Here is a 25,924-nt window from a genome sequence, read left to right on the forward strand (position 1 = left end):
CCGCGGAACGCCCGCCGAGAATCGTGGCATGGCCATCTTTCTGCGGACCGCGCCCCGGACCGCCCTCCCCTCACCCGCCGCCCTCCGGTTGCCGTCCCTGCGGCATCTCGGCCCCAACTGGTACGCGACGGTCATGGGCACGGCGATCGTGGCCACCGCGGGGGCGGCACTGCCCGTGCACGTACCGGGTCTGCGGGCGGTCTGCGTCGTGGTCTGGGCACTGTCCGCCGTCCTGCTGGCCGTCGTGCTGACGGCCCGGGCCGGGCACTGGGTCCTGCACCGCGACCAGGCCCGCGCCCACCTCCTGGACCCGGCCGTCGCCCCGTTCCACGGGTGCATGGCCATGGCCCTGCTCGCCGTCGGCGCGGGCACGATGGTGGCCGGGCAGGATGTCATCGGGCACCGGGCCGCCGTCGCCGTGGACACGGTGCTGTTCACGGCGGGCACGCTGGCCGCGCTCGGCGTGGCCGTGGTGATCCCGTACCTCATGGTCGTACGCCACCGGCCCGCCCCGGGCACCGCGTCGCCGGTCTGGCTGCTGCCGCTGGTCGCCCCGATGGTCTCGGCCGCGGTCGGCCCGCTGCTGGTGCCGGAGCTGGCCCCGGGCCAGGGCCGCGAGGCGCTTCTGCTGGCCTGTTACGCGATGTTCGGGCTGTCCCTGCTGGCGACCCTGGTGGTCCTGCCGCTGGTCTTCGCCCGCCTGGTTCACGAGGGCCCCCTGCCGCTGGCACTGACCCCGACGCTGTTCCTGGTGCTCGGGCCGCTGGGCCAGTCCACGACCGCCGTCAACCAGCTCGCCGACGCGGCGCCCGGCGCGGTGGGGGCGCCGTACGCCTCGGCCTTCGGCGCGTTCGCCGTCCTGTACGGGGTGCCGGTGATGGGGTTCGCCCTGCTGTGGCTGGCCCTGTCCGCCGCGCTGGTGGTCCGCGCGGCACGGCGCGGCATGCGCTTCACGATGACCTGGTGGGGGTTCACCTTCCCGGTCGGTACGTGCGTCACCGGCGCCGCCGGGCTGGCCCGGCACACGGGGCTGGACGCGTTCACCTGGCTGGCGGTGGCGCTCTACGCGCTGCTGGTGACCGCCTGGGCCGTCGCGGGCGCGCGGACGCTCGCCGGACTGTTCAGCGGAACGCTGCTCGCAGCGCCCCGGCCGCTTCGGCCAGCGACGGCCCGTACCACGTGAGGTGCCGCCCGTCGACAAGCACGGCCTCCAGTCCGGGGAAGGCCTCGGGCCCGTCCGTGGCCGTGAAGCGGTACGGCTCGTCGGGCAGCACGACCAGCTCGGCACCGGAGGCGTTCAGCTCGGCCAGGGGGACGCGGGGGTAGCGCTCGGGGTGGTCGGCGTACACGTTCCGCACCCCGAGCCGGGCCAGCAGGTCGCCGGCGAAGGTGTCGCGGCCCAGCACCATCCAGGGCCTGCGCCAGACGGGCACGACGGCCGGGCGCGGGACGGGGGCGGGCGGCAGCGCCGCCCAGGCCGCCCGGGAGTCCTCGAGCCAGCGCGGCGGCTCCTGTCCGCACGCGGCGAGGACGCGTTCCAGCTCGGCGAAGGCCTGGTCCAGGGTGCGCACCTCGGTGACCAGGACGTTCAGCCCGGCGCCCCGCAGAGCGGCCAGGTCCTCCGCGCGGTTCTCCTCCTCGTTCGCGAGGACGAGGTCCGGGCGCAGGGAGGCCACGTCGGCGACGCGGGGGTTCTTCGTACCGCCGATCCGGGTGGCGGTCGTCCCGGCGGGGCGGGTGCAGTAGTCGGTGACGCCGACGAGCAGGCCGGGGGCGGTGACCGCGACCGCCTCGCTGAGCGACGGGACGAGGGAGACGACGCGCACCGGCACTCCCCCGTCAGCGGCGCGAGTCGTACGTCGCGTCGATGTGCTCGGCGACGGAGACGACCAGCAGCCGGGTACCCGGGACGGTGGTCCGCCACCGGTGCCGGACCCCGCCGGAGAGGAAGAGCGTGTCGCCCCGGCCCAGCCGGTGGGCCTGCCCCTCGGCCTCGACCTCGACGGCGCCCTCCACGACGTACATCACCTCGTCGTTGCGGTGCTGGAACTCGCGCCCGAGGTCCTGCTCGCCGATGAACTCCAGCGCGCTGAGCTGGTGCCGTCCGCGCACCAGCCGGCGCACCCCGTCCTCGTCGTCCGCCCGTACGACGTCCACGGCGCGCGCCGAGTCCGCCGCGGCCCGCAGCCGCTCGGTCGTGGTCTCCAGCGCCTCCGCCACCCGGTCCAGGGACCGCGGGCTCGGTCTGGCCCGTTCGTTCTCGATCTGGCTGAGGAAGGGTACGGACAGCCCGCTGCGCCCGGCCACCGCGGCCAGGGTCAGTCCGAGGGTCCTGCGGCGTCGGCGGACCGCGGCACCCACTCGAAGGGCTTCCTTGTCGTCCATGTCCCGCTCCCTCCCCGGTTCGCCATCCTCCCGGTTGCCAGCACCCTACGCATCTCGTCCGCGCGACGGAGGGGAAGCGGCCGAACGCGGGGGAGGGGGAACCTCCGGGGGCTCCCACCGAACAGCCTGAAGGGGACGGCCCCGGTTCGCTACCGGGGCCGTCCCCTCCACCATGACGGGTACGTCAGCGCACTGCTCGGACGATCAGCCGCCGACGGGCGTCAGCTTCTCCGCCACGTCCGGGTTGGCGTCCATCCAGTGGCGGGCGGACTCCTTCTCCTTGCCGGCGCCGCCCTTCTGGATCTCCACCTCGAGCGAGGCCAGCTGCGCCTCGCTGAGCTTGAAGTCCTTCAGCCAGCCGGTCAGCTCCGGGAAGTCCTCGGCGAAGTCCTTCTTGGCGACCGTGTGGATCTGCTCGCCCTCGCCCCAGGCACCCTTCGGGTCCTCGAGCTTCTTGAGGTCGTGCTTGCCGTAGGCCCAGTGCGGCGACCACAGGGTCACCACGACGGGCTCCTTCTTCTTGATCGACCGGTTCAGCTCGGCGAGCATCGAGGAGGTGCTGGAGGAGACGACCTTGTACTCGCCCTCCAGGCCGTACTCCTTGAGCACCTTCTTGTTCAGGGTGCCCATCATCCCGGCGCTCGACTCGATGCCGATGATCTTGCCGTTGAACTTCTTGCCCTGGCCCTTGAGGTCCTCGAGCGAGTCGATGCCCTTCACGTACGAGGGGACCGACAGCTCCAGCGAGGTCGGCCCGTACCAGGAACCGAGATCGGTGAGGTTGTCCTTGTAGCGCTCCCAGTAGTCCTTGTGCGTCGTCGGCAGCCAGGAGTCGAACTGGACGTCGAGCTGGCCCTGGGCGAGACCGGTGTACAGCGGGCCCGGGTCGAGCTGCTTGACCGTCGTCTTGTACCCGCGGTCCTCCAGCATGTTCTGCCAGAGGTAGGTGCTGGCGATGGCCTCGTCCCACGGGAAGTACCCCATGTTGACGGTCTTGCCCGCGTCCTTGCCCTGCTGCGAGCCGCCCGCGCCGCCCGGCACCGGGGCCAGCTTGTCGACGAGGCCGGGGTTCTTCTTCAGCCAGGCGCGGACACCGTCCTGCTCCTTGCCCTGGCCGGCGTCCTGGATCTCGTTCTCCAGGCTGGTGAGCTGCTTCTCGGTGAGCTTGAAGTCCTTGAGCCACTTGGCGACCGCGGGCGACTTCTCGGCGAAGCCCTTGTGCGCGACGGTGTGGACCTCTTCACCCGTGCCCCAGGCGCCCTTGGGGTCCTTGAGCTTCTTGAGGTCGTGCTTGCCGTAGGCCCAGTGCGGCGACCACAGGGTCACCACGACGGGCTCCTTCTTCTTGATGGAGGCGTTCAGCTCGGCGAGCATCGAGGAGGTGCTGGAGGAGACGACCTTGTACTCGCCCTCCAGGCCGTACTCCTTGAGCACCTTCTTGTTCAGGGTGCCCATCATCCCGGCACTGGCCTCGATGCCGATGATCTTGCCGTTGAACTTCTTGCCCTGGCCCTTGAGGTCCTCGAGCGAGTCGATGCCCTTCACGTACGAGGGAACCGTCAGCTCCAGCGAGGTGGGGCCGTACCAGGAGCCGAGGTCGTCCAGCTGGTCGCTGTACTTGTCCCAGTAGTCCTTGTGCGTGGTCGGCAGCCAGGAGTCCGTCTGGAAGTCGATGTCGCCGCGGGCGACGCCGGAGTAGAGCGGACCGGCGTCGAGCTGGGTGATCCCGGTCTCGAAGCCGCGCTGCTCAAGGATCTCCTTCCACAGGTACGTGGAGGCGATGCCCTCGTCCCAGGGGATGTACCCCATGTTGATCTTCTGGCCCTTGCCGACGTTCCCGCCGTCGGCCTGGGCGGCCTTCGAGTCGGAGGAGCCGGCGATGTTGAGGCCGCCCGCCACCAGCGCGAGGACGACGACACCGGTCATCGCGACGGCGGTTCCCGGCTTGTAGTGCGCGAACTTCAGGCGCCGCGCACCGGCGGCGACCTTGGCCGCGGCGCGGCGGCCGAGCGGGGAGACCCGCTCGTTGAGCGCGCCGGTCATCCGGTCCAGGTACATGGCCAGGATGACGACGGCGATCCCGCTCTCGGCGGCGAGGCCGACCTGGAGCTGGGTGATCGCCGCGTAGACCTTCTCACCGAGGCCGCCGGCGCCGGCCATGCCGCCGATGACGACCATCGACAGGGCCAGCATGATGACCTGGTTGATCCCGGCCATGATCGTCGGCAGGGCGAGCGGCAGCTGCACCCGGGTGAGGGTGTGCTTGGGCGTGGTGCCGAAGGCCTCGGCGGCCTCCACCAGCTCGCTGTCCACCTGGCGGATGCCGAGCTCGGTCATCCGGACGCCGGGCGGCATCGCGAAGACGATGGTGGCGATCACACCGGGGGTGACACCGACGCCGAAGAACATGACGCCGGGGATCAGGTAGACGAAGGCGGGCATCGTCTGCATGACGTCGAGCACCGGGCGGAGCGCGGAGCTGACACGGTTGTTGCGCGCCGCCCAGATGCCGGTGGGCACCGCGATCACGATCGTGATCACCGCGGCCACGACCACCAGCGAGAGGGTGGCCATCGCCTCGTCCCAGAGGGCGAGGGAGTCGATGAGCGCGAAGCCCGCGAAGGTGGCCACGGCGGGGATCACGCCGCGCAGCCAGAACGCGACGACGGCGAAGATGCCCGCCATCAGGAGCGGCTCGCCACCGCCGAGCACGGCGTTGACGCCGTCGTACATGCCGCCGAGGACGGTCTTGATGAAGTCGAAGATCCAGGTCAGGTTCGACTGGAGCCAGTCGACCGCGTCCTCGACCCACGCGCCGAAGGAGAGCCTAGGCACCGGCGATCACCTTCTTCGCCTCGGCCTCGGCCGGGGCCGGGGCGGGGGTGCCGGCCTGCGGCTCCACCTGGGGTTCCTCGCCGAGCGCGGCGAGCAGCCGGGCACGGGGGACGACGCCCACGACGCCGCCGTCCTCACCGGTGACGGCGACGGCCGCACCGCTGGTGGAACAGGGGGTGAAGAGCTCGGCTATCGGGGTCTCCGAGGTCACCGTGGCCGGGGCGTCGGCCATCAGGTCCTCGTCGGAGCGGCCCGTCTCGGGCGCCTCCATGATCGAACCCGCCGTGAGCACCCGGGAGCGGTCGACGTCCTGGATGAAGGACGCGACGTAGTCGTTGGCCGGCCGGACGAGGATGTCCTCGGCGGTGCCCTGCTGGACGATCTCGCCGTCCCGCATCACGGCGATGCGGTCGCCGAGGCGCATGGCCTCGTTGAGGTCGTGGGTGATGAAGACGATCGTCTTCTTCAGCCGCTTCTGCAGTTCGAGCAGCTGGTCCTGCATGTCGCGGCGGATCAGCGGGTCGAGCGCGCTGAAGGACTCGTCCATCAGCAGCAGGTCGGCGTCGGTGGCGAGCGCGCGGGCCAGGCCCACACGCTGCTGCATGCCGCCGGACAGCTCGTCGGGCCAGGACTTCTCCCAGCCGGCGAGGCCGGTCAGCTCCAGCGCCTGGGCGGCGCGCTCCTCGCGCACGGCACGCTGGACGCCCTGGACCTCCAGGCCGTACGCGGCGTTCTCCAGCACACTCCTGTGGGGGAACAGCGCGAAGTGCTGGAAGACCATGCTGATCTTCGTCGAACGGACACTGCGCAGGTCGCGGGGGCTCAGGGCCGTCAGGTCCTGTCCGTCGAACAGCACGCGTCCGGCGGTGGGCTCCAGCAGGCCGTTGAGCATCCGCAGCAGTGTGGACTTCCCGGATCCGGAGAGTCCCATGACGACGAATATCTGTCCCGGTTCCACGGTGAACGAGGCGTCGATCACCGCTGCGGTCGTTCCGTCGGCGCGCAGCTCGTCGCGGTGCGTACCGCCTTCGAGCTTCTGCACGGCTTGATCGGGTCGTCTGCCGAACACTTTGTACAAGTGCTCAGCTTGCAGCCTTGACACATACACCTCACGCGTTGAACCGAAAACGGTCTGCCACCCCCTTCGGCAGACCGTGGAGCGGTGCGGATTCGGTCCGCAGAGCACGTACCACCGGTCGAGAAATGGACGTGGTCCGCTCCGATGCCGCGCCTGCCCCCGCTTACGCGACCCAAACACTTGTGTGACCCAGCTCACTCAGGAAGGCGCTGGATGCGGGAACCGCAGCCCCACGGACCGGGCCCGGTCGGCGGGGTGCGGCATCATCGGGGTGTGACGCGACGCCTGATGCTCCTCGACACCGCCTCCCTCTACTTCCGCGCCTACTTCGGAGTCCCGGACTCGGTGCGCGCACCGGACGGCACCCCCGTGAACGCCGTGCGCGGCCTGCTCGACTTCATCGCCCGCCTGGTGCAGGACCACCGGCCGGACGACCTCGTGGCCTGCATGGACGCCGACTGGCGCCCCCAGTGGCGGGTCGATCTGATCCCGACCTACAAGGCCCACCGGGTCGCCGTCGAGACCCCCGGGGGCGTCCCGGACGAGGAGGAGGTCCCCGACACCCTCTCCCCGCAGGTCCCGGTGATCGAGGCCGTGCTGGACGCGCTCGGCATCGCCCGGGTGGGCGTCGCCCCGTACGAGGCGGACGACGTGATCGGCACCCTGGCCGGGCGCGCCGACGGGCCGGTGGACATCGTGACCGGCGACCGCGACCTGTACCAGCTGGTCGACGACGCCCGCCGGGTGCGCGTGCTCTACCCGCTGAAGGGTGTGGGAACGCTCCAGGTGACGGACGAGGAGTGGCTGCGCGGGAAGTACGGCGTGGACGGCGCCGGATACGTCGACCTGGCCCTGCTGCGCGGCGACCCCAGCGACGGTCTGCCGGGGGTGCCCGGCATCGGCGAGAAGACGGCGGCGAAGCTGCTGGACGCCTTCGGCGACCTGGCCGGGATCATGGCCGCGGTGGACGACCCGGCGTCCCGGCTGACCCCGTCGCAGCGCAAGCGCCTGGACGGGGCCCGGGACTACGTGGCGGTGGCCCCGAAGGTCGTCCGTGTCGCCGGCGACGTACCGCTGCCCGCGTTCGACCCCGCGCTCCCCCGCGAACCGCGCGACCCGGCCGCGCTGGAGGCCCTCGCGGCGCGGTGGGGCCTGGGGAACGCCCTCCAGCGCCTGCTCCTGACACTGCGGGCGTGAAGATGCTAGCTTAGGTAAGCCTAAGTACGCAGATCGGCAGATGTGCCCAGAACAGGGAGAACCTCGTGGCAGAGCGGCCGCAACGCCGGACACCCAAGGCGCAGGGGGCGCAGGTCCTGCGCACCGAGCAGATCACGCCGCACATGGTGCGCGTGGTCCTCGGTGGCGACGGCCTGGACGGCTTCGCCCTGGAGGGATACACCGACCACTACGTCAAGCTGTGCTTCGCCCCCGAGGGCGCCGACTACAGCCAGCCCTTCGACATGGCGGCGATCCGCGAGGAGTACCCGCGCGAGCTCTGGCCCACCACCCGCACGTACACGGTGCGTTCCTGGGACCCGGGCGCGCGTGAGCTCGCGATCGACTTCGTGGTGCACGGCGACGAGGGCCTGGCCGGGCCGTGGGCCGCGCGGGCGCGGCCGGGCGACCAGGTGACCTTCCTGGGCCCGGGCGGCGGTTACGTGCCGGAGTCCTCGGCCGGCTGGCACCTGCTGGTGGGCGACGAGAGCGCGCTGCCGGCCATCGCCGCGTCGCTGGAGCACATGCCGCAGGGCGCCCTGGTGCACGCGTTCGTGGAGGTGCCGGACGCCTCGGAGGAGCAGAAGCTCGTGGCACCGGACGGCGTCTCGGTGACCTGGCTGCACCGCGGCGACCGCCCGGTCGGCGAGGCCCTCGTCGCGGCGGTCACCGGACTGGAGTTCCCCGAGGGCGAGGTCCAGGCCTTCGTCCACGGCGAGGCCGGCTTCGTGAAGGAGATCCGGCGCCACCTGCGGCTGGAGCGCGGCATCCCGCTCCGGCAGCTGTCGATCTCGGGCTACTGGCGCCTCGGCCAGAACGACGACGCGTGGCGCGCGGTCAAGCGCGAGTGGAACGAGCAGGTGGAGCGCGAGCAGGAGAGCGCCGCGTAGGGCCTGCCGTCCGGACCGGCCGGGGCCGCGTGCTCCCGGCCGGACGGAAGGCGCCGGCTTCGACGGGACCCGGTCACCCCCTGGGGTGGCCGGGTCCCGCGCTGTCCGCACCGGCGTCCGGGCGGACGCGTTTCGCGTCGGCGGGGCCCGCGTACAAGAATGCGGGCCGGCCGGCGAATCCCTAGGGTGTTCGACCAATCCACCGGACCACCGGCTCCGAATCAGTCAGGAAACCGATGCGTGCTCCGGGAGGATCATCCGCGTGAGAGAAGCCGTACACATCAGTGGGGTCCCCTCGCCGGGCCCCGGCCTTCAGGAGTTGCTCGTCCAGGTCGCCCGTGGTGACCAGGACGCCTTCACCCAGGTGTACGACCAGGTCAGCGGGCCGGTCCTCGGCCTGGTTCGCAGCGTGCTCCGCGACCCGGCACAGTCCGAGGAGGTGGCCCAGGAGGTCCTGGTCGAGGTGTGGCGCACCGCCCCCCGCTACCAGCCGTCCCGCGGCAGCGCCATGAACTGGGTGCTGACGCTCGCCCACCACCGCGCGGTGGACCGGGTCCGGTCGGCCGAGGCGACGGCGGCACGGGAGCACAAGGCCGCGCTGCTCGACCGCACTCCTGACTTCGACGAGGTGTCGGAACAGGTCGAGAGCCGGCTGGAGCGGGAACAGGTCCGGCGCTGTCTGCGGACCCTCTCCGAGATCCAGCGCGAGTCGGTGACGCTGGCGTACTACCGCGGACTGACGTATCGCGAGGTCGGCGAGCTGCTGTCCGTGCCGCTGGGAACCATCAAGACACGGCTGCGCGACGGGCTGATCCGGCTGCGCGACTGCCTGGGGGTGAGCACATGAGCACGGCCGAACTGCACACGCTGACCGGGGCCTACGCCCTGCACGCGCTGCCGGAGGACGAACGCCTCGCCTTCGAACGGCATCTGGGGGCGTGCGAGGCGTGTGCCCAGGAAGTACGGGAGCTGTCGGCCACGGCCGCCCGGCTCGGGCTCGCCGTCTCCGCCACCCCGCCGCCCGCGCTGCGGGCCCGGGTGCTGCGGGAGATCACGACGGTGCGGCAGGAGCCGCCGCCCCATGGCCGGAGCACACGGTCCGGGGCCTCCCCCGGACGGGCCGGCCGCTGGTCGACGTACGCGCTCGCCGCCTGCGTGGCCGCCGCCGCCGCGTTCGGCGGGGTCGCCGTGTGGCAGAACCAGGTCGCCCAGGACGCCCGGCAGGAGACCGACCGGGCCCAGCAGCACAACGAGCAGGTGGCGCGGGTGCTCACGGCCCGGGACGCCACGACCAGGGCCGCGGATCTCGGGGGCGGGGCCCGGGGCACGGTGGTGGTGTCGCAGAGCGTGAACCGGGCGGTGCTCCTCACGTCGGACATGGCGAGGCCGCCCGGCGGCAAGGTGTACCAGCTGTGGTTCGACGACGGGGGCACCATGCGCTCGGCCGGGCTGATGAACCCGTCCACGACGGACGACGCGGTCCTGCTGGACGGTCCCGTGGACCAGGCGTCGGGCATGGGCATCACCGTCGAGCCGGCGGGCGGGTCCGACCGGCCGACCTCGGACCCGGTGGCACTGGTGGCGTTCGGGAAGGCCTGAGCGCTGCGCACGGCGGTGCCCCCGGCCGGAACACCGGCCGGGGGCACCGCTGCGTCAGCGGCGGCGGGGCGTGCCCGGCGGCAGCGGGAGGAAGCCGCTGGTGCGGGCGGCGTACTCGGCGTAGCCGGGCCGTCCTGCCATGTGCCGCTCCAGCAGGGCCTTGCCGCTGCCCATGGTCAGCAGCAGGCTCATCACGACGGGCGAGACGACGGTGGCGGCCGCCACCACGGGGTCCGCGCAGACGACGAGGAAGAGCCCCCACCAGACGCAGAAGTCCCCGAAGTAGTTCGGGTGCCGGGTCCAGGACCACAGCCCCCGGTCCATGATCCGGCCCTTGTTGGCGGGGTCGCGCTTGAACCGGGCCAGCTGCGCGTCGCCCACCGCCTCGAAGGCGAGCCCCACGGCCCACACCGACGCACCGGCCCAGGCCCACCCGTCCGGCGGTCCCGGCAGGTAGAACCCGGCCTGCACCGGCAGGGAGATGAGCCAGACCAGCGCGCCCTGGAGGAGGTACACCTTCCGCAGGGCGTACAGGGCGGGGTGGCCCGGTGCCTTGGCCAGCATGGCCTCGTAGCGCGGATCCTCCCCGTGGCCACGGCCCCGCCGGCCGATGTGCACGGCCAGCCGCACACCCCAGACCACGGTGAGCACGCTCACCAGGACCCGGCGCGCGGGATCGCCCTCGCCCGCCGACATGGCGTACGAGACGAGGGCCACGGCCGCGAAGCCGAGGCCCCACGCCACGTCCACGATCCGGTGCAGGCCCCGGCGCAGTGCCGTCAGGAAGGTCACGAGCATGACGGCGAGGGCGGCGCCCGCCGCCGCCGCCAGGTTCGTGGCGAACGCCGCCCAGGCGAAACCGTTCACCGTCCGGCCCCGGGGCGGGGCCCCGCGACGGCCGGTTCGCCCGGTGCCACGCCGCCCGGCACGGCAGCCGTGCCGAGCCCCTCGTACCAGCCGTGGCGGGTGGCGGGCAGGCCGGCCGAGCCCTCCGCGTCGGGCCGCACCGAGAGGATCTGGTCGACGCCCATGCGCCGCTCCTCGAACGCGAGGGCGCCGCCCACCAGGTAGAGGCGCCACACCCGGGCCGTCTCCTCACCCACCAGACCCACGAAGTCGGGCCAGCGCTCCTCCAGGGTGCGGTGCCACGCCTCGACGGTCAGGACGTAGTGCTCGCGCATCGACTCGACGTCACGCACCTCGAATCCCGCGCCCTCCAGCAGACCGACGGTCTCGCCGACCGGGCGCATGTGCATGTCGGGCGCGATGTACGACTCGATGAACGCACCGCCGCCCGGGGCGGTCGTGCCCCGGGACATCTGCTGGACCAGGGCGCGCCCCCGTGGGCGGAGCACCGAGTGGAGCAGCGCGGTGAAGGCCGGGTACTCGGCGTCGCCGACGTGCTCCCCCATCTCGATGGTGGACACGGCGTCGTACCCGCCCCGGAAACCGGGCAGGGCGGCGACGTCGCGGTAGTCGCAGCGGTGCACCTCGACGAGGTCCTCCAGGCCGCGCGCCGTGACCTCGCCGCGTACGTAGGAGGCCTGCTCGGCGGCGAGGGTGACGGCGGTGACGCGGACCCCGTGCCGGGCCGCGGCGTGCAGGGTCAGGGACCCCCAGCCGCAGCCGATGTCCAGCAGGCGGGCTCCCGGGGTCAGTCCGAGCTTGCGGCAGACCAGCTCCAGCTTGTCGCGCTGGGCGTCGGCCGGTCCGTAGCCGGGGCCGGCGCCGGTCCAGTAGCCGCACGAGTAGGCCATGGTCTCGTCGAGCAGCAGGGAGTAGAAGGCGTTGGACAGGTCGTAGTGGTGGCTGATGGCCGCCCGGTCGCGGGCCTTGCTGTGGAGTGCGCCGCTGAGTCCGGCGCGGGCGGCGGGAACCGGGGGCCGCGGGCCGACCGCACCCAGCCGCAGTGCGGTACCGGCCGCCCGGAGGCGGTCGCCGAGGCCGGGGCGGGGCAGCTCCAGTCCGTTCTCCCGCGACGCGCGGCGCATGGCGCGCAGCCCCTCCGCCAGGTTCTCCGCGATGTCGATGTCACCGGTGATGTAGGCCTCGGCGAGGCCGAGTTCGCCCGGCTGCCACAGCAGCCGGCGCAACGCCCGCCGGGAGCGGACGTGCACGGTGGGAGCGTCCTCGGGGCCGGTCTCGCTGCCGTCCCACATCCTGATCCTGACCGGCGGCGGACCGCCGAGGAACGTCTCGATGACCGGCGCGATCCGCTGGGCCGCTCCGGTTCCCTGGGTGTCGGTAAAGGTGTTCACGCGCTGTCCTCACGGGTCAGGAGAATCTGCTGCACATCGAGATAACCGGACCGGAATCCGGCCTCGGAGTAGGCGAGGTAGAAGGTCCACATACGGCGGAAGGTCGCGTCGAAGCCGAGCGCGTCGACCTCGGCGGCCCGCTCCTCGAAGCGGTCCCGCCACAGCCGCAGCGTCTCGGCGTAGTGCGTGCCGAAGGTGGCGCGTTCCCTCGTGCGCAGGCCGGTGTGGGCCGTGGTGACCCGCTCGACGGCCTCGGTGGAGGGAAGCAGTCCGCCGGGGAAGATGTACTTCTGGATCCAGGTGTACGTGCTGCGGCTGGCCAGCATCCGGTCGTCGGGCATCGTGATGGCCTGGAGCGCGATCCGGCCGCCGGGCGCCAGGCAGCGCTCCAGCGTCCGGAAGTACACCGGCCAGAACTCCGCGCCGACGGCCTCGATCATCTCGACGCTGACGATCGCGTCGTACTCCCCGGTGACGTCCCGGTAGTCGCAGAGCCGCACGTCGACCCGGTCCTCGTGGCCGGCCTCCCGGATCCGGCCCCTGGCCAGCTCGCGCTGTTCCCGGGAGAGGGTGAGGGTGGTGACCCGGGCGCCCCGCGCGGCGGCTCGGAGGGCGAGTTCGCCCCAGCCGGTGCCGATCTCCAGCAGCTCGGTGCCGGGACCGACCCCGGCCAGGTCGAGCAGCAGGTCGATCTTGCGGTGCTGGGCGGCGGGCAGCAGGTCCTGCTCGGCCGGGAAGCCCCGGAAGACGGCGGAGGAGTACGTCATCGTGTCGTCGAGGAAGAGGGCGAAGAGGTCGTTCGAGAGGTCGTAGTGGTGGCTGATGTTGTCGCGGGCGCCCTCGGGCGTGTTGGTCTGCGCGTCGGGCTGCCGCAGCGCCCACGCCTTCCGCAGCCGCTGCAACGGTGCGGGCACGAGGCCGGCGGCGTTCCCGGCGAGGACGGTCAGGACGCCGACGAGATCGGGCGAGTCCCATTCGCCGGCCATGTACGACTCGCCGAAGCCGATGAGCCCGCTCGCGCCGATCCGCCGGAAGAACGCGTCCGGCCTGCGGATCTCCATGAGCGGTCCGCCCAGTCCGATGCTGTCGCGGCCGGCGGTCCGGACCCGCAGCGGCAGCCTGGAGAGCGCGCGTCGCACGAGCCGTTCGGCCACCGCGGTCCGGACGGCGGAGGCCCGTGGCTGCGCGGCGACGTCGGGCCACCGCTCCGGGTCCACTCCCGCGAGGGGGGTGGTGACGGCGCGTGCCTGGGCGGGAATGGTGCCGCCGCGGGCGGGGGCCACGGGCGGGATGTCGGAAGCGGGAGAGGTGGGCACCTTCACTGCATGCCTTCCTGGGTGTGATGACGGGGACGGGACTGCACGGGGAGCCGGCGCAGGAACAGCCGGATGCCGTGCAGCCGGATGGCGGCGGACACCACCGCGGTGGAGAAGGGGTGGCGGAGGAACAGCCGGAGCAGCTGGGCGGGCGTACCGGGGCGACGGGCGCCGCGCACGGTCGCAGTGAACGGGCGCGCGTCCTCGCGTTCCAGGTGGACCGTCAGGCTCAGCCGCCGGTCCGGCTCGGGCAGCCGCATGCGGTAGTCGCCGTCCACCGGGAAGAACGGCGACACGTAGAAGTCCTTGCCGGTGACCGCCCGGCCCCGGGCGTCCGGGCGCAGCAGGTAGCAGTGCCGCTCCCCGTAGGTGTTGTGCACCTCGGCGACGACGCACAGCGGGCTGCCGTCGGAGCGGTGGCACCAGTACACGGTCAGCGGGTTGAAGACGTGGCCCAGGACGCGGGCCTGGGTGAGCATCGTGACGGTGCCGTCGGCGAGGTCCACCCCCCGCGTGCTCAGGAAGCGTTCGAGCCCGGCCCGCACGGTGGGCGCCGTACCGCCGAAGTGGTCACGGGCGTCGAATCCGGCCAGCGGGCGCAGGAGGGCCGGCAGGCGCGGCGGGCGGTCCGGGTCGATGAACCACAGGTAGGTGCGGTGCCGCAGGGCGTACCTGCGGGGCGCGGTGCGTACATGGGTGATGGTGCACGGGTAGAGGGCGCTGGTCACCACGTCACCCCCAGCGCGGCGGCCGCCTCGACCCCCGAACGGCAGCCGTCCTCGTGGAACCCCCAGCCGTGGTAGGCCCCCGCGTAGGCGGTGACCGGCCCCGAGAGCGCGGGCAGCCGGGACTGGGCGGCGACGGACTCCGTGGTGAACACGGGGTGCTCGTAGACCATGCGGGCCCGTACGAGGTCCGGGTCGACCCGGTCGGCGCCGTTCAGCGTGACGACGAACCGCTCGGGCGCGTCCAGGCGCTGGAGGCGGTTCATGTCGTAGCTGACGGTGACCCGGTCGGCGTCGGCGGCGCAGGACGGCATCAGGTAGTTCCAGGAGGCGGCGGCCCCCCGGCTGCGCGGCAGCAGCGTGGTGTCGGTGTGCAGCAGGGTGGGGTTGTGCGAGTAGCGGAACGCGCCCAGGGTCCGCCGCTCCTCCTCGGTGGGGTCGGCGAGCAGCCTGAGGGCCTGGTCGGGGTGGGTGGCGAGGACCACGGCGTCGTACTCCCGCGCGGCGCCGTCCCCGGTGACGATCTCGACGCCGTCGCCGTGCCGGCGCACCGCCGTGACGGGGGCCGCGGTCCGTACGGAGTGCACCCGCTCGGTGATGCGGTCGACGTACGCGCGCGATCCGCCGGTGACGGTCCGCCAGACCGGCGAGTCGCCGATCGAGAGCATCCCGTGGTGTTCCAGGAAGCGGAAGAGGTAGCGGGCCGGGTAGCGCATCGCGGTGACCGGGTCGCAGGACCAGACCGCGGAGACCATGGGGGTCAGGAAGTGCGCGCGGAAGTACGGGGAGAACCGCCCGCGCGCCGCGAACTCGCCCAGGGTCATGACGCCGGTGCCCTCGGGCATGGCGAGCAGCGCCCTGGCCGCCCGGTGGAATCGCGGCACCTCGGTCAGCATCCGCAGGTAGGGGCCCCGGAGCAGGGACCGGGGCCGGGCGAACAGCCCGGCGGCGCCCCGGGCGCCCGCGTACTCGAGTCCGCACCCCTCGCAGCGCACGGACATGCTCATCTCCGACTCCTGCGTGGCCACGCCCAGTTCGCCGAAGAGCCGGAGGAGGTGGGGGTAGGTCCGCCGGTTGTGGACGATGAACCCCGAGTCGACGCGGTGCGACCTGCCGTCCGACGAGGTCAGTTCATGGGTGTGGGCGTGTCCGCCGACGCGCTCGTCCGCCTCGATGAGCGTCACGTCGTGCGCCTTCCCCAGGACGTACGCGGCGGTGAGTCCCGCCACCCCGCTGCCCACTACGGCTGTGCGCCGCCGCTCCCGTGCCATTCGGGTTCCCTCCGGTGCTGCGTGTCTGGCCGGGGCCGTTCCCCAGTGCCCCTCAGAGGTCATTCGAGACAGCGGGCGCCACGGATTGGCCGATGATCGGACTTCCTCCGATCGGGTGAACGACCAATCCGCCGGGCGATCCGCACCGAACCCCTGCTGTGAGAACAGACCGACACGTTTCGCAGCCGCCGGGGGCCTCCGGGTCCCGGCGATCCCGCTGGGCGCGCGCCGCGTTCGCCGCGCTCAGCGGTCTGATCGCCGGGTTCACCGCCCTGTGCGTCGCCGAACTGGTCGCCGCCGCCGTCCGCCCCGAGGCGGGTCCGGTCGCGGCCGTGGGCGGGGCGGTCATCGACCGCACTCCCCCGGCCGTGAAGGACTTCGCCGTACGGAACTTCGGCACCGACGACAAGCTGGTGCTGCAGCTCGGGATCCTCTTCCTCCTGGCGGTCTTCGCCATGGCGGTGGGGGTGCTCGCGCTGCGGCACCGGTGGGGAGGCGCAGCGGCCGTACTGGTCTTCGGTGTGGTCGGGGCGGTGTCGGCGGCCGGGCGGCCGGAGGGCCGCGCGGCCGACGCACTGCCCTCGGCCGTGGGCGCGCTGGTGGCCGCGGGAGTGCTGTATCTCCTGGCCGGACGGCTGGCCCCGTCGACCGTCCCGCCTCCCGCGGCTGGGGAGACGGGCGACGACGGGGCACAGGGCGCCTTCGACCGCCGCGGATTCGTCATCGCGGCGACCGCGGCGGCGGCGGCCTCGGCCGGCGCGGGGCTCCTGGGGCGACAGCTCCAGGCGTCCCAGCTGGCCGGGGTCTCGGCGTCGCGCGGTGACATCGTGCTCCCGGCGCCGGCGTCGGCCGCCCCCGCGGTCCCGGCCGGCGCGGATCTCGGGATCCGGGGCCTGGGCCCCTTCGTCACCCCGAACAAGGACTTCTACCGGGTGGACACCGCCCTGGTGGTCCCGCGTGTCGACGCCGACCGGTGGCGGCTGCGGATCCACGGCAAGGGGGTGGCGCGACCCGTCACCCTCAGCTTCCAGGACCTCCTGGGGCGGCGGCTGATCGAGCGGGACATCACGCTGACCTGTGTGTCCAACGAGGTGGGCGGCCCGTACGTGGGGAACGCCCGCTGGATCGGCGTGCCCCTGGCCGGCCTGCTGAGGGAGGCCGGTGTGAAGCCCCCGTCCAAGGGCGGGCCCGCGGACCAGATCGTGGCGAGGTCCGTGGACGGGATGACGATCGGCAGCCCCGTCGAGGAGGTCATGGACGGCCGCGACGCCCTGCTCGCGGTCGGGATGAACGGCGAACCGCTGCCGTTCGACCACGGCTTCCCCGTCCGGATGGTGGTCCCCGGCCTGTACGGCTACGTCTCGGCGTGCAAGTGGATCCAGGACATCGAGCTCACCACGTTCGACGCGTACGACGCCTACTGGGTCAAGCGGGACTGGTCCCGCGAGGCTCCGATCAAGACCGAGTCACGCATCGACACACCCCGCCCCTTCGCCTCCCCACGGGCGGGGAAGGTGCCGGTCGCCGGCGTCGCGTGGGCCCAGCACCGGGGCATCTCCCGGGTCGAGGTCCGGGTCGACGGAGGCGAGTGGCACACCGCGCGACTGGCCGCGGAGGCCGGCCGTGACACCTGGCGCCAGTGGGTCTGGGAGTGGCCGGCCACCTCCGGCAACCACACCCTCGAGGTCCGCGCGACGGACGGCACCGGCGCCACACAGACCGGCAAGCGGGTCGGCACCGTGCCCGACGGGGCGACCGGATGGCACTCGGTGGTGGTCGACGTGACCTGACCCCCGGCTCACCCTCAGCTTTCTTTCCTTCCTCTCATTCCGTTGATCAACGATTCGTCCAGGAGCTCACCATGAACACCCGTCACCTCCGCCGCCTCGCCGTCACCGCCTCCGCCGCCGTCATGCTGCCGCTGGCCCTGAGTGCCTGCTCCAGCGACTCCGGCACCTCCGACTCCGGTTCCGGTTCCGGTGCGGACAAGGCCGCGTCGAGCGCGCCGGCCAAGGAGACCATGCCGATGGACGGGCCGTTCGGCCCGGCCTGTGCCACCGTGCCGAAGGACGGCGCGGGCTCCTTCGACGGCATGGCGAAGGACCCGGTCGCCACGGCCGCGTCGAACAACCCGGCGCTGTCCACCCTGGTCACCGCCGTCAAGCAGGCCGGCCTCGTGGACACCCTGAACAGCGCCCAGAACATCACGGTGTTCGCCCCCACCAACGACGCCTTCGCCAAGATCCCGAAGGCCGACCTGGACAAGCTGCTCGCGAACAAGGCCGAGCTCACCAAGGTGCTCACCGCGCACGTGGTCGGCGAGAAGCTGACGCCGAAGCAGCTGGAGAAGGGTTCCTTCGAGACCCTCGCGAAGACCCCGCTGACGACGGCCGGGTCGGGCGAGTCCTACACGGTGAACGACTCCTCCAAGGTCGTCTGCGGCAACGTCCCCACCGCCAACGCGACCGTCTACATCGTCGACACCGTCCTGATGCCGGCGAGCTGATCCGACATCCCGTCCGTACGCGGACGGGGACGGGCCCGAGCCCCGCGGTCCACGCCCTCCGATTCCCCTTCCGGAGCGGCGCGGACCGCGGGGCTCGTGCCGTCGGCGCCCGCCTCGACGGATCCGCAGGAATTGACCACCAGAAAAACTACACATAAGGGACATGTAAGAGCACACTTGTGTCGAGAGCTGATGACCGCATCGTCTGACGCGGTCGCTCCAGCAAGTGCGAAGGAGAACATCCTCATGAGTAACATCTCGCACACCGGAAGGGACGTTTCCGGTCATACCGCAAGGGACATCTCCGGACACCCCGACGCCGAGGAAATGCGAGCGCGCCACGACCGCGTGATGAGCGGTCGCCGCACCACGGCCCTGGCGGACGCCCCGGTGTTCCTGGTCGGCCTGTACTGCGCCGTCTCGCCGTGGGTGCTCCACTTCACGGCGAACCAGCCCTCCCTGGTGACGCACAACCTCGTCATCGGCATCGCGATAGCCGTGCTGGCGCTCTGCTTCACGGCCATGCCGGAGCGGATGACCGGGATGAGCATGGCCATCGTCGCGCTGGGCGCCTGGCTCATCGCGTCGACCTGGGTCGTCGGTACGAGCCCCGATATGGGCGTCATCCTCAACCAGGTCATCGTCGGTGGTCTGGCGATCGTGCTGGGGGCGGCGTGCGCGGGACTTTCGATGAGGAACAGGAAGAGGGTCAGGACCTGACGCAGGACCGCACCGAAGTGGCCACAGGCACGCCCGCCCGTGGCCACTTCTCCGCCCGCTGCCGGAAGGCTCGGGCGCCGCACTGCCCAACGGAAAGCGTCAGGCCCGTCCGCACCGCCCAACGGAAAGCTTCAGGCCCCCGCCCGTACGGGCACCCCCGGAAGAGCTCGGGGCCTCCGCGCCGCAGCACTCCCCCGGACGACTCCGGCCGGACCGCCGAGCACGCCCACCTCGAACCGGGCCCGGACCGCCGAGCACCCCCACCCCGCGACGGCCCCGCACCCCGCGAGCCCGCCCGCCACACGCCGTACGTTCACCCCACGGAGCTGTACGCCACCACTCCCCGCAGCACCGCGTCGACGGCCTTGTGCGCGTTCTTCGCGACGGAGCTCCCGTCCCGGGGCGCGGCGGCCGCGATCTGGCCCAGCACGTCGATGACCTGCTTGCACCAGCGCACGAAGTCACCGGCCGGCATCTCCGCCTCGCGCAGGACCTCGTCCAGCGTCCGCCCGGAGGCCCACATGTAGACGGCCCAGGCGAAGCCGAGATCGGGTTCGCGCTGGCCGACCCCCTCCGTCTGGCTGATCTTGAAGTCCTCCTCCAGGGCGTCGAGGCGGCCCCAGATGCGGACCATCTCACCCATCGCGGTCTTCGCCGGTCCGGAGGGCAGCTTGGGTGCGACCGCGTCGTCCGCCTGGCGCGCCTCGTAGACCAGCGCGGAGACGCACGCGGCCAGTTCGGCGGGGTTGAGCCCCTCCCAGACACCGTCGCGCAGGCATTCGCTGGCGAGCAGGTCGAGCTCTCCGTAGAGCCGCGCCAGCCGCCGGCCGTTGTCGGTGACCTCGTTGCCCCGCAGGTAGTCGAGCTCCGTCAGGAGCGCGACGATGCGGTCGAAGGTCCGGGCGATGGTGTTCGTCCGGCCCTCGATGCGGTTCTCCAGCTGCCGCGTGTCACGCTGCAACCGGTGGTAGCGCTCCGCCCAGCGCGCGTGGTCCTCGCGCTCGTCGCACCCGTGGCAGGGGTGGGCGCGCAGCTCGGTGCGCAGCCGGGCGATCTCCCGGTCGTCGGCCGCGGCGGCCCGCTGCTTGCGGTGGCGCCCCGGGTCGATGTGCCCCGCCTTGCTCCGCAGCGCGGAGGCCAGGTCACGCCGGGACTGCGGTGAGCGCGGGTTGAACGACTTGGGTACCCGCATCCGCTCCAACGCCTCGACCGGCACCGGGAAGTCGATGTGGGCGAGCCGCTTGACCTGCCGCTCGGCGGTCAGCACCAGGGGGCGCGGTCCGTCGTGGTACTCCATCCCCCGGTGGCCGTTGGTCCGCCCGGCGGGCAGCCCCGGATCGAGCACCAGCGCGAGCCCGGCGAACTTGCCGGTCGGCACGTGGATGACGTCACCGGGCTTCAGCTTCTCCAGCGACGAGGCCGCCGCCGCGCGGCGCTGGGCCGCCCCCTGCTTGGCGAGTTCCGTCTCGCGGTCCTTGAGGTCGCGGCGCAGCCGCGCGTACTCCTCGAAGTCCCCGAGGTGGCAGGTCATGCCCTCCTTGTAGCCCGCGAGGCCCTCCTCGTTGCGCTGGACCTGCCGGGAGATACCGACGACCGACCGGTCCGCCTGGAACTGCGCGAAGGAGGTCTCGAGCAGCTCGCGCGAGCGGTGCCGCCCGAACTGCTGCACGAGGTTGACGGCCATGTTGTACGAGGGCCGGAAGCTGGAGCGCAGCGGGTAGGTGCGCGTGCCCGCGAGTCCGGCGAGGGCCCCGGGGTCCATGCCCCGCTGCCACAGGACGACCGCGTGCCCCTCGACGTCGATGCCCCGGCGCCCGGCCCGCCCGGTGAGCTGGGTGTACTCGCCGGGCGTGATGTCGGCGTGCTGCTCGCCGTTCCACTTGACGAGCTTCTCCAGCACCACCGAGCGCGCGGGCATGTTGATGCCGAGTGCCAGTGTCTCGGTGGCGAAGACCGCCTTGACCAGGCCGCGGACGAAGAGTTCCTCCACGACCTCCTTGAAGGTCGGCAGCATCCCGGCGTGGTGCGCGGCGATGCCCCGCTCCAGGCCCTCGATCCACTCGTAGTACCCGAGGACGTGCAGGTCCTCGGGGGGAATGGACGCCGTCCGCTCCTCGACGATCTCCCGCACCAGCCGGCGCTTGTCCTCGTCGTTCAGCCGCAGCCCGGCCTGGAGGCACTGCTGGACGGCGGCCTGGCAGCCGGCCCGGCTGAAGATGAACGTGATGGCGGGCAGGAGGCCCTCGGCGTCCAGCCGGTCGATGACCTCGGGCCTGGACGGGGTCCAGATCCGGCTGCGCTGGCGCCGCTCGCGCTCCCGGTCCGCCTCGCGCACCATCTTCCCGCGCCGCCGCTCGCGCGGGTTGTAGCCGCGCTGGTTCTCCATCCGGGCGAGCCGGACGAGATCCGGGCTGACCTCGCGCCGGCCGGTGCCCCGGCCGCCGTGGTCGGACTCCTCCTCGAAGAGGTCGTACATCCGGCGTCCGGCCATCACGTGCTGCCACAGCGGCACGGGCCGGTGCTCGGAGACGATCACCTGGGTGTCGCCCCGGACGGTGTCCAGCCAGTCGCCGAACTCCTCGGCGTTCGACACCGTCGCCGACAGGGACACCAGGGTCACCGACTCCGGCAGGTGGATGATCACTTCCTCCCAGACGGCGCCCCGGAAGCGGTCCGAGAGGTAGTGCACCTCGTCCATGACCACGTACCCGAGACCCGTGAGGGCCTGGGAGCCCGCGTACAGCATGTTGCGCAGGACCTCGGTCGTCATCACGACGACGGGCGCGTCCGCGTTGACGCTGTTGTCACCCGTCAGCAGGCCGACCTTGTCCGCGCCGTAGCGCCGGACGAGATCGGTGAACTTCTGGTTGGACAGCGCCTTGATGGGGGTGGTGTAGAAGCACTTGCGGCCCTGGAGCAGAGCCAGGTGAACGGCGAATTCACCGACGATCGTCTTGCCCGACCCGGTGGGCGCCGCGACCAGCACGCCCTTGCCGGCCTCCAGGGCCTGGCAGGCCTCGATCTGGAACGGGTCCAGTCCGAATTCGTACATCTCGCGGAAGGGCCCGAGGGCTGTGGCCTGCTCGGCCGCCCGGACCCGGGACGCCTGGTATCGCTCAGCTGGTGAGAGGTCCTCTGTCATCTTGGTACGAGCCTACCCGCCAGGTACGACAGTCAGCCCGATCTTTGTTTCAGGGTGCGAGGACCCGGACCGCCCCGGGTACGCAGGTGGCGCTGAGCGGCAGCGCGCCCAGCGGCTCGCCGTCCGCGTACGCCGTGACACCCGCCGCGGCCAGCTCTATCGAGGACACCCGGTGGACGGTGACCTTCGGGTGCGTGAGGTGCGTGCCCCGGTACACCTTGGGGAAGACCCTGAGCAGGGTGGCCCGGCTGCAGTCACCGACCACGGTCACGTCGAAGAGCCCGTCGTCCATGACGGCGTCGGCGCAGATCCGCATCCCGCCGCCGTACGTCGTCCCGTTGCCCACCGCGATGAGCGTCGCCTCGATCTCGGTCACCGGGCCGCCGTCCAGCCGGACGCGGTACGGGATCGGCCGGAAGGCGGCCAGCTCCGCGAGGATCGCCAGGTCGTACTTGAAGCGCCCGCCGGGCAGGCGCATCCGGTTCCCGCGGTCGTTGACCCGCGAGTCGAAGCCGGAGGCCAGCACCGAGCCGAACCAGCGCTCCCCGACCCGGCCCAGGTCGACCGGGCGGGCCGTGCCGGCCTTGAGCGCCTCGGCCGCCAGCCGTCCGGCGGCGGCCGGGTCGCGGACCGGCAGCCCGAGGGCGCGGGCGAAGTCGTTGCCGGTGCCCACGGCCACGGCACCCAGCGGCGTCGAGGTGCCCGCGACGGCCTGGAGGGCGAGGGACATCATGCCGTCCCCGCCCACCGCCACGAGCGCACCGGTCCCGCCCGCCACCGCCTCGCGGGCCCGCCGCAGGGCGTCGTCGGCGTCCTCGCCGAGAACGGTCCGCACGGAGAAGCCGGCCTCACGCAGAGCGGAGGCGGCCGGCTGCGCGGCACGCGCGCCCCGGCCGCCTCCGGCGGTGGGATTGACGAAGAGGGTGATCTCGCTGGTCACCCGCGGGACCTTACAACGTCAGGTGATGTCGTCGTAACCGTTGAGCCGCCGCGGTCCCCCGTCGTCCGCCTCACCGCTCGCCTGCTCGGGCAGGGCCGGCCGGGAGACCGGTTCGACGGCGGCGACCCGCTCGGGGGTCAGGTCCAGCTTCGACGCCTCGTCGTCGTCGAGGTCGGCGTCGGGGTTCGCCCGCCGCCTGCGCTTGTCGTTGAGGAGCGAGATGCCGACCGCGATGAAGTAGAGCACCGCGAGCGGACCCGCGAGCAGCAGCATCGAGATGGGCTCGCCGCCGGGGGTCGCGATGGCGGCGAAGGCGGTCAGACCCACGATCATGCCGCGCCACCAGCGCAGCATGCGGGCGCCGGAGAGGACCCCGGTCATGTTGAGGAGGATGAGCAGCAGAGGCAGCTCGAAGGCGAGCCCGAAGACGATCACCATGCGGGTGATCAGGTCCAGGAAGTCGTCCAGCGGCAGCAGGTTCTTCACGTTGTCGGGTGTGAACCCGAGCATGATCTCCGCGGTCTCCGGCAGGATCGTGTACGCCAGGTAGGCGCCGGCGACGAACAGCGGCACCCCGGCCGCGACGAAGGCGACCGAGTAGCGCTTCTCCTGCTTGTGGAGACCGGGGGCGACGAAGCCCCACAGCTGGTACAGCCACACCGGGGTGGCCACCAGCACGCCGGCCATCAGGGACACCTTCAGCGCGATGGTGAACGGCGACAGCAGGCCGTTGGTGGTCATCTCCGCGCAGGGGCGGCCGTTGACCATGGTCACGGCGCCGTTCCTGCAGCCGACCGAATCCAGGATCGGCTTCATCAGGAACTCGAAGATCTCCTTCTGGAAGAACGCCGCCACGATCACGGCGACGATGATCGCCAGGACCGACTTCAGCAGCCGGTTGCGCAGCTCACGCAGGTGATCGAGGAGGGGCATCCGCCCCTCGTCGTCCTTCTCCTGCTTGCGGGCAGACTTGAGCAACCCACTTCCCTCGTCTCGTGCGGCAGTGTCCTGTGGTGCGGATCAGCTGTCAGCTCTGGGTGGTGGGCTTGGCCTCGCTGACCGGGCGGGAGCTGGTGACGTCTCCCGGGGCGGCCTGGATGGTGCGCGCGGTGGCCGCGGGCGGCGCCGTGTCCGCGACGGTCTCCGTGGTGGGCGCCGCGGGCTCCGCGTCGTCCTTCTTCATGGCCTTGGCCTCGCTCTTGAGGATGCGGGCCGACTTGCCGAGCGAACGCGCCATGTCGGGAAGCTTCTTGGCACCGAAGAGCAGCAGGACGACAGCGATGATCAGAACGATCTCGAGGGGCTTCAGATTGCCGATCATGTGCGACTTCCTTCTCACTGAGGCGTCTGGAGGGTGGGCTCGCTACCCGTTCGACCGGACAGCTGTCCGACCTTCGCGCTGGCAGCGATCGTAACCCGCAGGGGTAAACGCCAGGCAATGGCCGTGCGTACTCCTGTTCGCGACCCACACCTCCCTGCCTGGGCCGCTCCAGCAGCGTACCCCCCTGACCGGTGAATCTGGAGGCCGCGCCGTACTAACGCAGGGCTTCCCCGGTCTCGGCGAGGGTGGTGGCCGCTCTTTCGAGATCCTGTGCCGCTCGGTTGATCCGCTGCGTGGTCGCGGCGACCTGTCGGGCCAGCCGCCGGGCCTCGACGAAGACCTTGACGGCCAGCACACCGAGCACGGCCAGGCCGGCGAATCCCAGGGCGATGGCGAGCATGGGCCAGAACATGGGCGGATCCTCGACGTTTCTCGTTACCGCGACGGTTGACGTCACCGCAGGGCGGTGTGCAGGCGCAGCGTCCGCACCCCGCCCCCGCTGAGGAGCTCGACGATGCGCTCCCCGGCCGGCTTGCGGACCGCGGAACCGCACGCGGGGCAGGTGAAGGTGTAGAAGGTCGTACGGCGGCTGGCCCCTATCGCCAGCCGCAGCGCCCCCGCCGCGAGCTCGAACCGCTCACGGCAGTCCGGGCAGGCGGCACGGAAGCGCACCGTGTCGGGCACCGGGACCGTGACCGGTCCGGTGTGTGTGCTCGGTACCGCCCTCATGGGGCCTCCGCCTCCTCGGTGCACCGTCGCCGCCGCTCAGAGCGCGCCGTCGTAGGCCGCCAGCGCCTCACGCGCCGCCGCCCGCGCGCTCTCGGCGAGGTCCGGCGGCGAGGTGATGCGCCCCTCGCCGCCCAGCCGCAGGGCGAGCCTGCGCAGGGAGGCGGGGTCGGGGGTGCGCAGCGTGATCCGCAGGCCCCCGTCGGGCAGTTCCTCCGCGCTGTCGTGCGGGTAGTACTCGGCGACCCAGCGGCCGCCGGGGCCGACCTCGATCACGACCTCGGGATCCTCGGCCGCGGGCTGCACCAGCCCCTCGGAGAGGTCACGGAGCTCCAGCTCCGGCGGGGCGGACGGGGCGTCGAGGAGCCTGATCTCGGCGACCCGGTCGAGACGGAACGTGCGCCGGGCCTCCGTGAGCCGGCACCAGCCCTCCATGTAGGTGCGGCCGACGGCGAACAGCCTGATCGGGTCCACCTCCCGCTCGGTCAGCTCGTCACGGGCCGGCGAGTAGTAGCGCAGCCAGAGGCGGCGCCGCTCGGAGATGGCCCGGTCCACGTCGGCGAAGACGCCGCCCTCGGACTCGAAGGTCACCGAGAGCCGGGAGCTGGCCGCCCCCACCTCACCGGCCGCCGTCTCCAGCTTCGCGGTCGCCCGCACCAGCGCCTGCCGGTCGCTCTCGCGCAGGCCGGGGAGCGTGGCGACGGCACGGGCCGCGACGAGCAGGGCCGTCGCCTCGTCGGCGGCGAGCCGCAGCGGCTCGGCGACGTCGTCCGGGTTGTGCCACCAGATCCGGTCGCCGTCGGTGTCGATGTCCAGCAGGTCCCCGCCGCGGAAACTCGTCCCGCACATGGGGAGCACGTCGAGGTCGGAGATCAGCTCGTCCTCGGTGATCCCGAAGGCCCGCGCCACGTCCTGGACGTGCGCGCCGGGGCGCTCACGCAGATACGTGACGAGGGAGAGCATCCGCCGGGTCTGGTCGATCGCGTTCGTGGCCACG

24 protein-coding genes are annotated in these 25,924 nt (G+C 72.1%); 8 read left to right on the forward strand and 16 right to left on the reverse strand.

From position 1 onward, the window contains the following. Nucleotides 1-28 precede the first annotated feature (28 nt). Entirely contained in the window at nt 29-1,183 is a 1,155-nt protein-coding gene (locus ACFVS9_RS13120; protein ID WP_389931817.1) for a TDT family transporter, read from the forward strand. On the opposite strand, the gene ACFVS9_RS13125 is transcribed toward ACFVS9_RS13120, so the two are convergent. The 4 genes from ACFVS9_RS13125 to ACFVS9_RS13140 all read right to left on the reverse strand — a co-directional run bounded on the left by ACFVS9_RS13125 (nt 1,122) and on the right by ACFVS9_RS13140 (nt 6,322). After that, nucleotides 1,122-1,826 carry a helical backbone metal receptor gene (locus ACFVS9_RS13125; RefSeq protein WP_389931818.1) on the reverse strand — a complete coding sequence of 235 codons (705 nt, stop codon included), beginning with the start codon at nt 1,824-1,826 and terminating at the stop codon, nt 1,122-1,124. The genes ACFVS9_RS13120 and ACFVS9_RS13125 overlap by 62 nt on opposite strands. Nucleotides 1,827-1,839: 13 nt before the next feature. Then, nucleotides 1,840-2,385 carry a helix-turn-helix domain-containing protein gene (locus tag ACFVS9_RS13130; protein ID WP_389931820.1) on the reverse strand — a complete coding sequence of 182 codons (546 nt, stop codon included), beginning with the start codon at nt 2,383-2,385 and terminating at the stop codon, nt 1,840-1,842. A 204-nt stretch (nt 2,386-2,589) separates the two neighbouring features. Then, nucleotides 2,590-5,220, reverse strand: coding sequence for an ABC transporter permease/substrate binding protein (locus ACFVS9_RS13135; RefSeq protein WP_389931821.1), 2,631 nt, complete (start codon nt 5,218-5,220; stop codon nt 2,590-2,592). Then, nucleotides 5,213-6,322 carry a glycine betaine/L-proline ABC transporter ATP-binding protein gene (locus ACFVS9_RS13140; protein ID WP_383113384.1) on the reverse strand — a complete coding sequence of 370 codons (1,110 nt, stop codon included), beginning with the start codon at nt 6,320-6,322 and terminating at the stop codon, nt 5,213-5,215. The genes ACFVS9_RS13135 and ACFVS9_RS13140 overlap by 8 nt, the downstream gene beginning before the upstream one ends. Before the next feature lie 264 nt (nt 6,323-6,586). Here ACFVS9_RS13140 and ACFVS9_RS13145 point away from each other — a divergent pair, with 264 nt between their 5' ends. The 4 genes from ACFVS9_RS13145 (at nt 6,587) to ACFVS9_RS13160 (ending at nt 10,002) form a co-directional block, all read left to right on the forward strand. After that, on the forward strand, nt 6,587-7,495 hold the full coding sequence (locus ACFVS9_RS13145; protein ID WP_383113419.1) for a 5'-3' exonuclease H3TH domain-containing protein: 909 nt from the start codon (nt 6,587-6,589) through the stop codon (nt 7,493-7,495). Nucleotides 7,496-7,560: 65 nt separating this feature from the next. Then, nucleotides 7,561-8,403: a siderophore-interacting protein gene (locus tag ACFVS9_RS13150; protein ID WP_383113385.1), complete on the forward strand. Its 843-nt coding sequence runs from the start codon at nt 7,561-7,563 to the stop codon at nt 8,401-8,403. Between the two features lie 262 nt (nt 8,404-8,665). Then, nucleotides 8,666-9,250 (forward strand): sigma-70 family RNA polymerase sigma factor, encoded by a 585-nt coding sequence (locus ACFVS9_RS13155; RefSeq protein ID WP_389931823.1) that lies wholly within the window; start codon nt 8,666-8,668, stop codon nt 9,248-9,250. Then, nucleotides 9,247-10,002, forward strand: a complete 756-nt coding sequence (locus ACFVS9_RS13160; RefSeq protein WP_389931824.1) for an anti-sigma factor domain-containing protein — start codon at nt 9,247-9,249, stop codon at nt 10,000-10,002. The genes ACFVS9_RS13155 and ACFVS9_RS13160 overlap by 4 nt, the downstream gene beginning before the upstream one ends. Nucleotides 10,003-10,056: 54 nt before the next feature. Here the strand turns inward: ACFVS9_RS13160 and ACFVS9_RS13165 are convergent, their stop codons facing one another. Genes ACFVS9_RS13165 through ACFVS9_RS13185 form a run of 5 tightly spaced genes read right to left on the reverse strand, consistent with a single transcriptional unit; the run spans nt 10,057 to nt 15,572 of the window. Further along, on the reverse strand, nt 10,057-10,869 hold the full coding sequence (locus ACFVS9_RS13165) for a DUF1295 domain-containing protein (RefSeq protein WP_389931826.1): 813 nt from the start codon (nt 10,867-10,869) through the stop codon (nt 10,057-10,059). After that, on the reverse strand, nt 10,866-12,260 hold the full coding sequence (locus tag ACFVS9_RS13170; protein WP_389931827.1) for a class I SAM-dependent methyltransferase: 1,395 nt from the start codon (nt 12,258-12,260) through the stop codon (nt 10,866-10,868). Before ACFVS9_RS13170 ends, ACFVS9_RS13165 begins: the two co-directional genes overlap by 4 nt. Then, nucleotides 12,257-13,582 (reverse strand): class I SAM-dependent methyltransferase, encoded by a 1,326-nt coding sequence (locus tag ACFVS9_RS13175; RefSeq protein WP_389931829.1) that lies wholly within the window; start codon nt 13,580-13,582, stop codon nt 12,257-12,259. Before ACFVS9_RS13175 ends, ACFVS9_RS13170 begins: the two co-directional genes overlap by 4 nt. Continuing rightward, on the reverse strand, nt 13,579-14,304 hold the full coding sequence (locus ACFVS9_RS13180; RefSeq protein WP_383113391.1) for a DUF1365 domain-containing protein: 726 nt from the start codon (nt 14,302-14,304) through the stop codon (nt 13,579-13,581). Before ACFVS9_RS13180 ends, ACFVS9_RS13175 begins: the two co-directional genes overlap by 4 nt. Next, on the reverse strand, nt 14,301-15,572 hold the full coding sequence (locus ACFVS9_RS13185) for an NAD(P)/FAD-dependent oxidoreductase (protein WP_389931830.1): 1,272 nt from the start codon (nt 15,570-15,572) through the stop codon (nt 14,301-14,303). Before ACFVS9_RS13185 ends, ACFVS9_RS13180 begins: the two co-directional genes overlap by 4 nt. Before the next feature lie 251 nt (nt 15,573-15,823). Here ACFVS9_RS13185 and ACFVS9_RS13190 point away from each other — a divergent pair, with 251 nt between their 5' ends. The 3 genes from ACFVS9_RS13190 (at nt 15,824) to ACFVS9_RS13200 (ending at nt 18,798) form a co-directional block, all read left to right on the forward strand. Next, on the forward strand, nt 15,824-17,362 hold the full coding sequence (locus ACFVS9_RS13190; RefSeq protein ID WP_389931844.1) for a molybdopterin-dependent oxidoreductase: 1,539 nt from the start codon (nt 15,824-15,826) through the stop codon (nt 17,360-17,362). A gap of 71 nt (nt 17,363-17,433) precedes the next feature. Then, the gene (locus tag ACFVS9_RS13195) at nt 17,434-18,078 is read left to right on the forward strand and encodes a fasciclin domain-containing protein (protein WP_383113393.1); all 645 of its coding nucleotides are present in this window, start codon (nt 17,434-17,436) and stop codon (nt 18,076-18,078) included. A gap of 246 nt (nt 18,079-18,324) precedes the next feature. After that, complete coding sequence (locus tag ACFVS9_RS13200; RefSeq protein WP_383113394.1) at nt 18,325-18,798, forward strand: SPW repeat protein; 474 nt, start codon at nt 18,325-18,327, stop codon at nt 18,796-18,798. Nucleotides 18,799-19,111: 313 nt separating this feature from the next. Here ACFVS9_RS13200 and ACFVS9_RS13205 read toward each other — a convergent pair whose 3' ends face one another. From ACFVS9_RS13205 to ACFVS9_RS13235, 7 genes are all read right to left on the reverse strand, one after another. Next, on the reverse strand, nt 19,112-21,940 hold the full coding sequence (locus ACFVS9_RS13205) for a DEAD/DEAH box helicase (protein WP_383113395.1): 2,829 nt from the start codon (nt 21,938-21,940) through the stop codon (nt 19,112-19,114). A gap of 49 nt (nt 21,941-21,989) precedes the next feature. Continuing rightward, a complete protein-coding gene (locus tag ACFVS9_RS13210) occupies nt 21,990-22,880 on the reverse strand; it encodes a diacylglycerol kinase (RefSeq protein WP_389931832.1) in 891 nt (296 codons plus the stop codon). Between the two features lie 18 nt (nt 22,881-22,898). Continuing rightward, nucleotides 22,899-23,858, reverse strand: coding sequence for a twin-arginine translocase subunit TatC (gene tatC / locus ACFVS9_RS13215; RefSeq protein WP_383113397.1), 960 nt, complete (start codon nt 23,856-23,858; stop codon nt 22,899-22,901). A gap of 49 nt (nt 23,859-23,907) precedes the next feature. Continuing rightward, entirely contained in the window at nt 23,908-24,201 is a 294-nt protein-coding gene (gene tatA, locus ACFVS9_RS13220) for a Sec-independent protein translocase subunit TatA (RefSeq protein WP_383113398.1), read from the reverse strand. A 214-nt stretch (nt 24,202-24,415) separates the two neighbouring features. Next, nucleotides 24,416-24,613 carry a hypothetical protein gene (locus ACFVS9_RS13225; RefSeq protein WP_383113399.1) on the reverse strand — a complete coding sequence of 66 codons (198 nt, stop codon included), beginning with the start codon at nt 24,611-24,613 and terminating at the stop codon, nt 24,416-24,418. A 41-nt stretch (nt 24,614-24,654) separates the two neighbouring features. Beyond that, complete coding sequence (locus ACFVS9_RS13230; protein ID WP_383113400.1) at nt 24,655-24,930, reverse strand: hypothetical protein; 276 nt, start codon at nt 24,928-24,930, stop codon at nt 24,655-24,657. 36 nt (nt 24,931-24,966) lie between these two features. Further along, nucleotides 24,967-25,923 (reverse strand): helix-turn-helix transcriptional regulator, encoded by a 957-nt coding sequence (locus ACFVS9_RS13235; protein WP_383113401.1) that lies wholly within the window; start codon nt 25,921-25,923, stop codon nt 24,967-24,969. Between the last annotated feature and the right edge of the window lies 1 nt (nt 25,924).

Origin of the sequence: Streptomyces sp. NPDC058008 (assembly GCF_042886395.1) — a bacterium.
Taxonomy (GTDB): Bacteria; Actinomycetota; Actinomycetes; order Streptomycetales; family Streptomycetaceae; genus Streptomyces.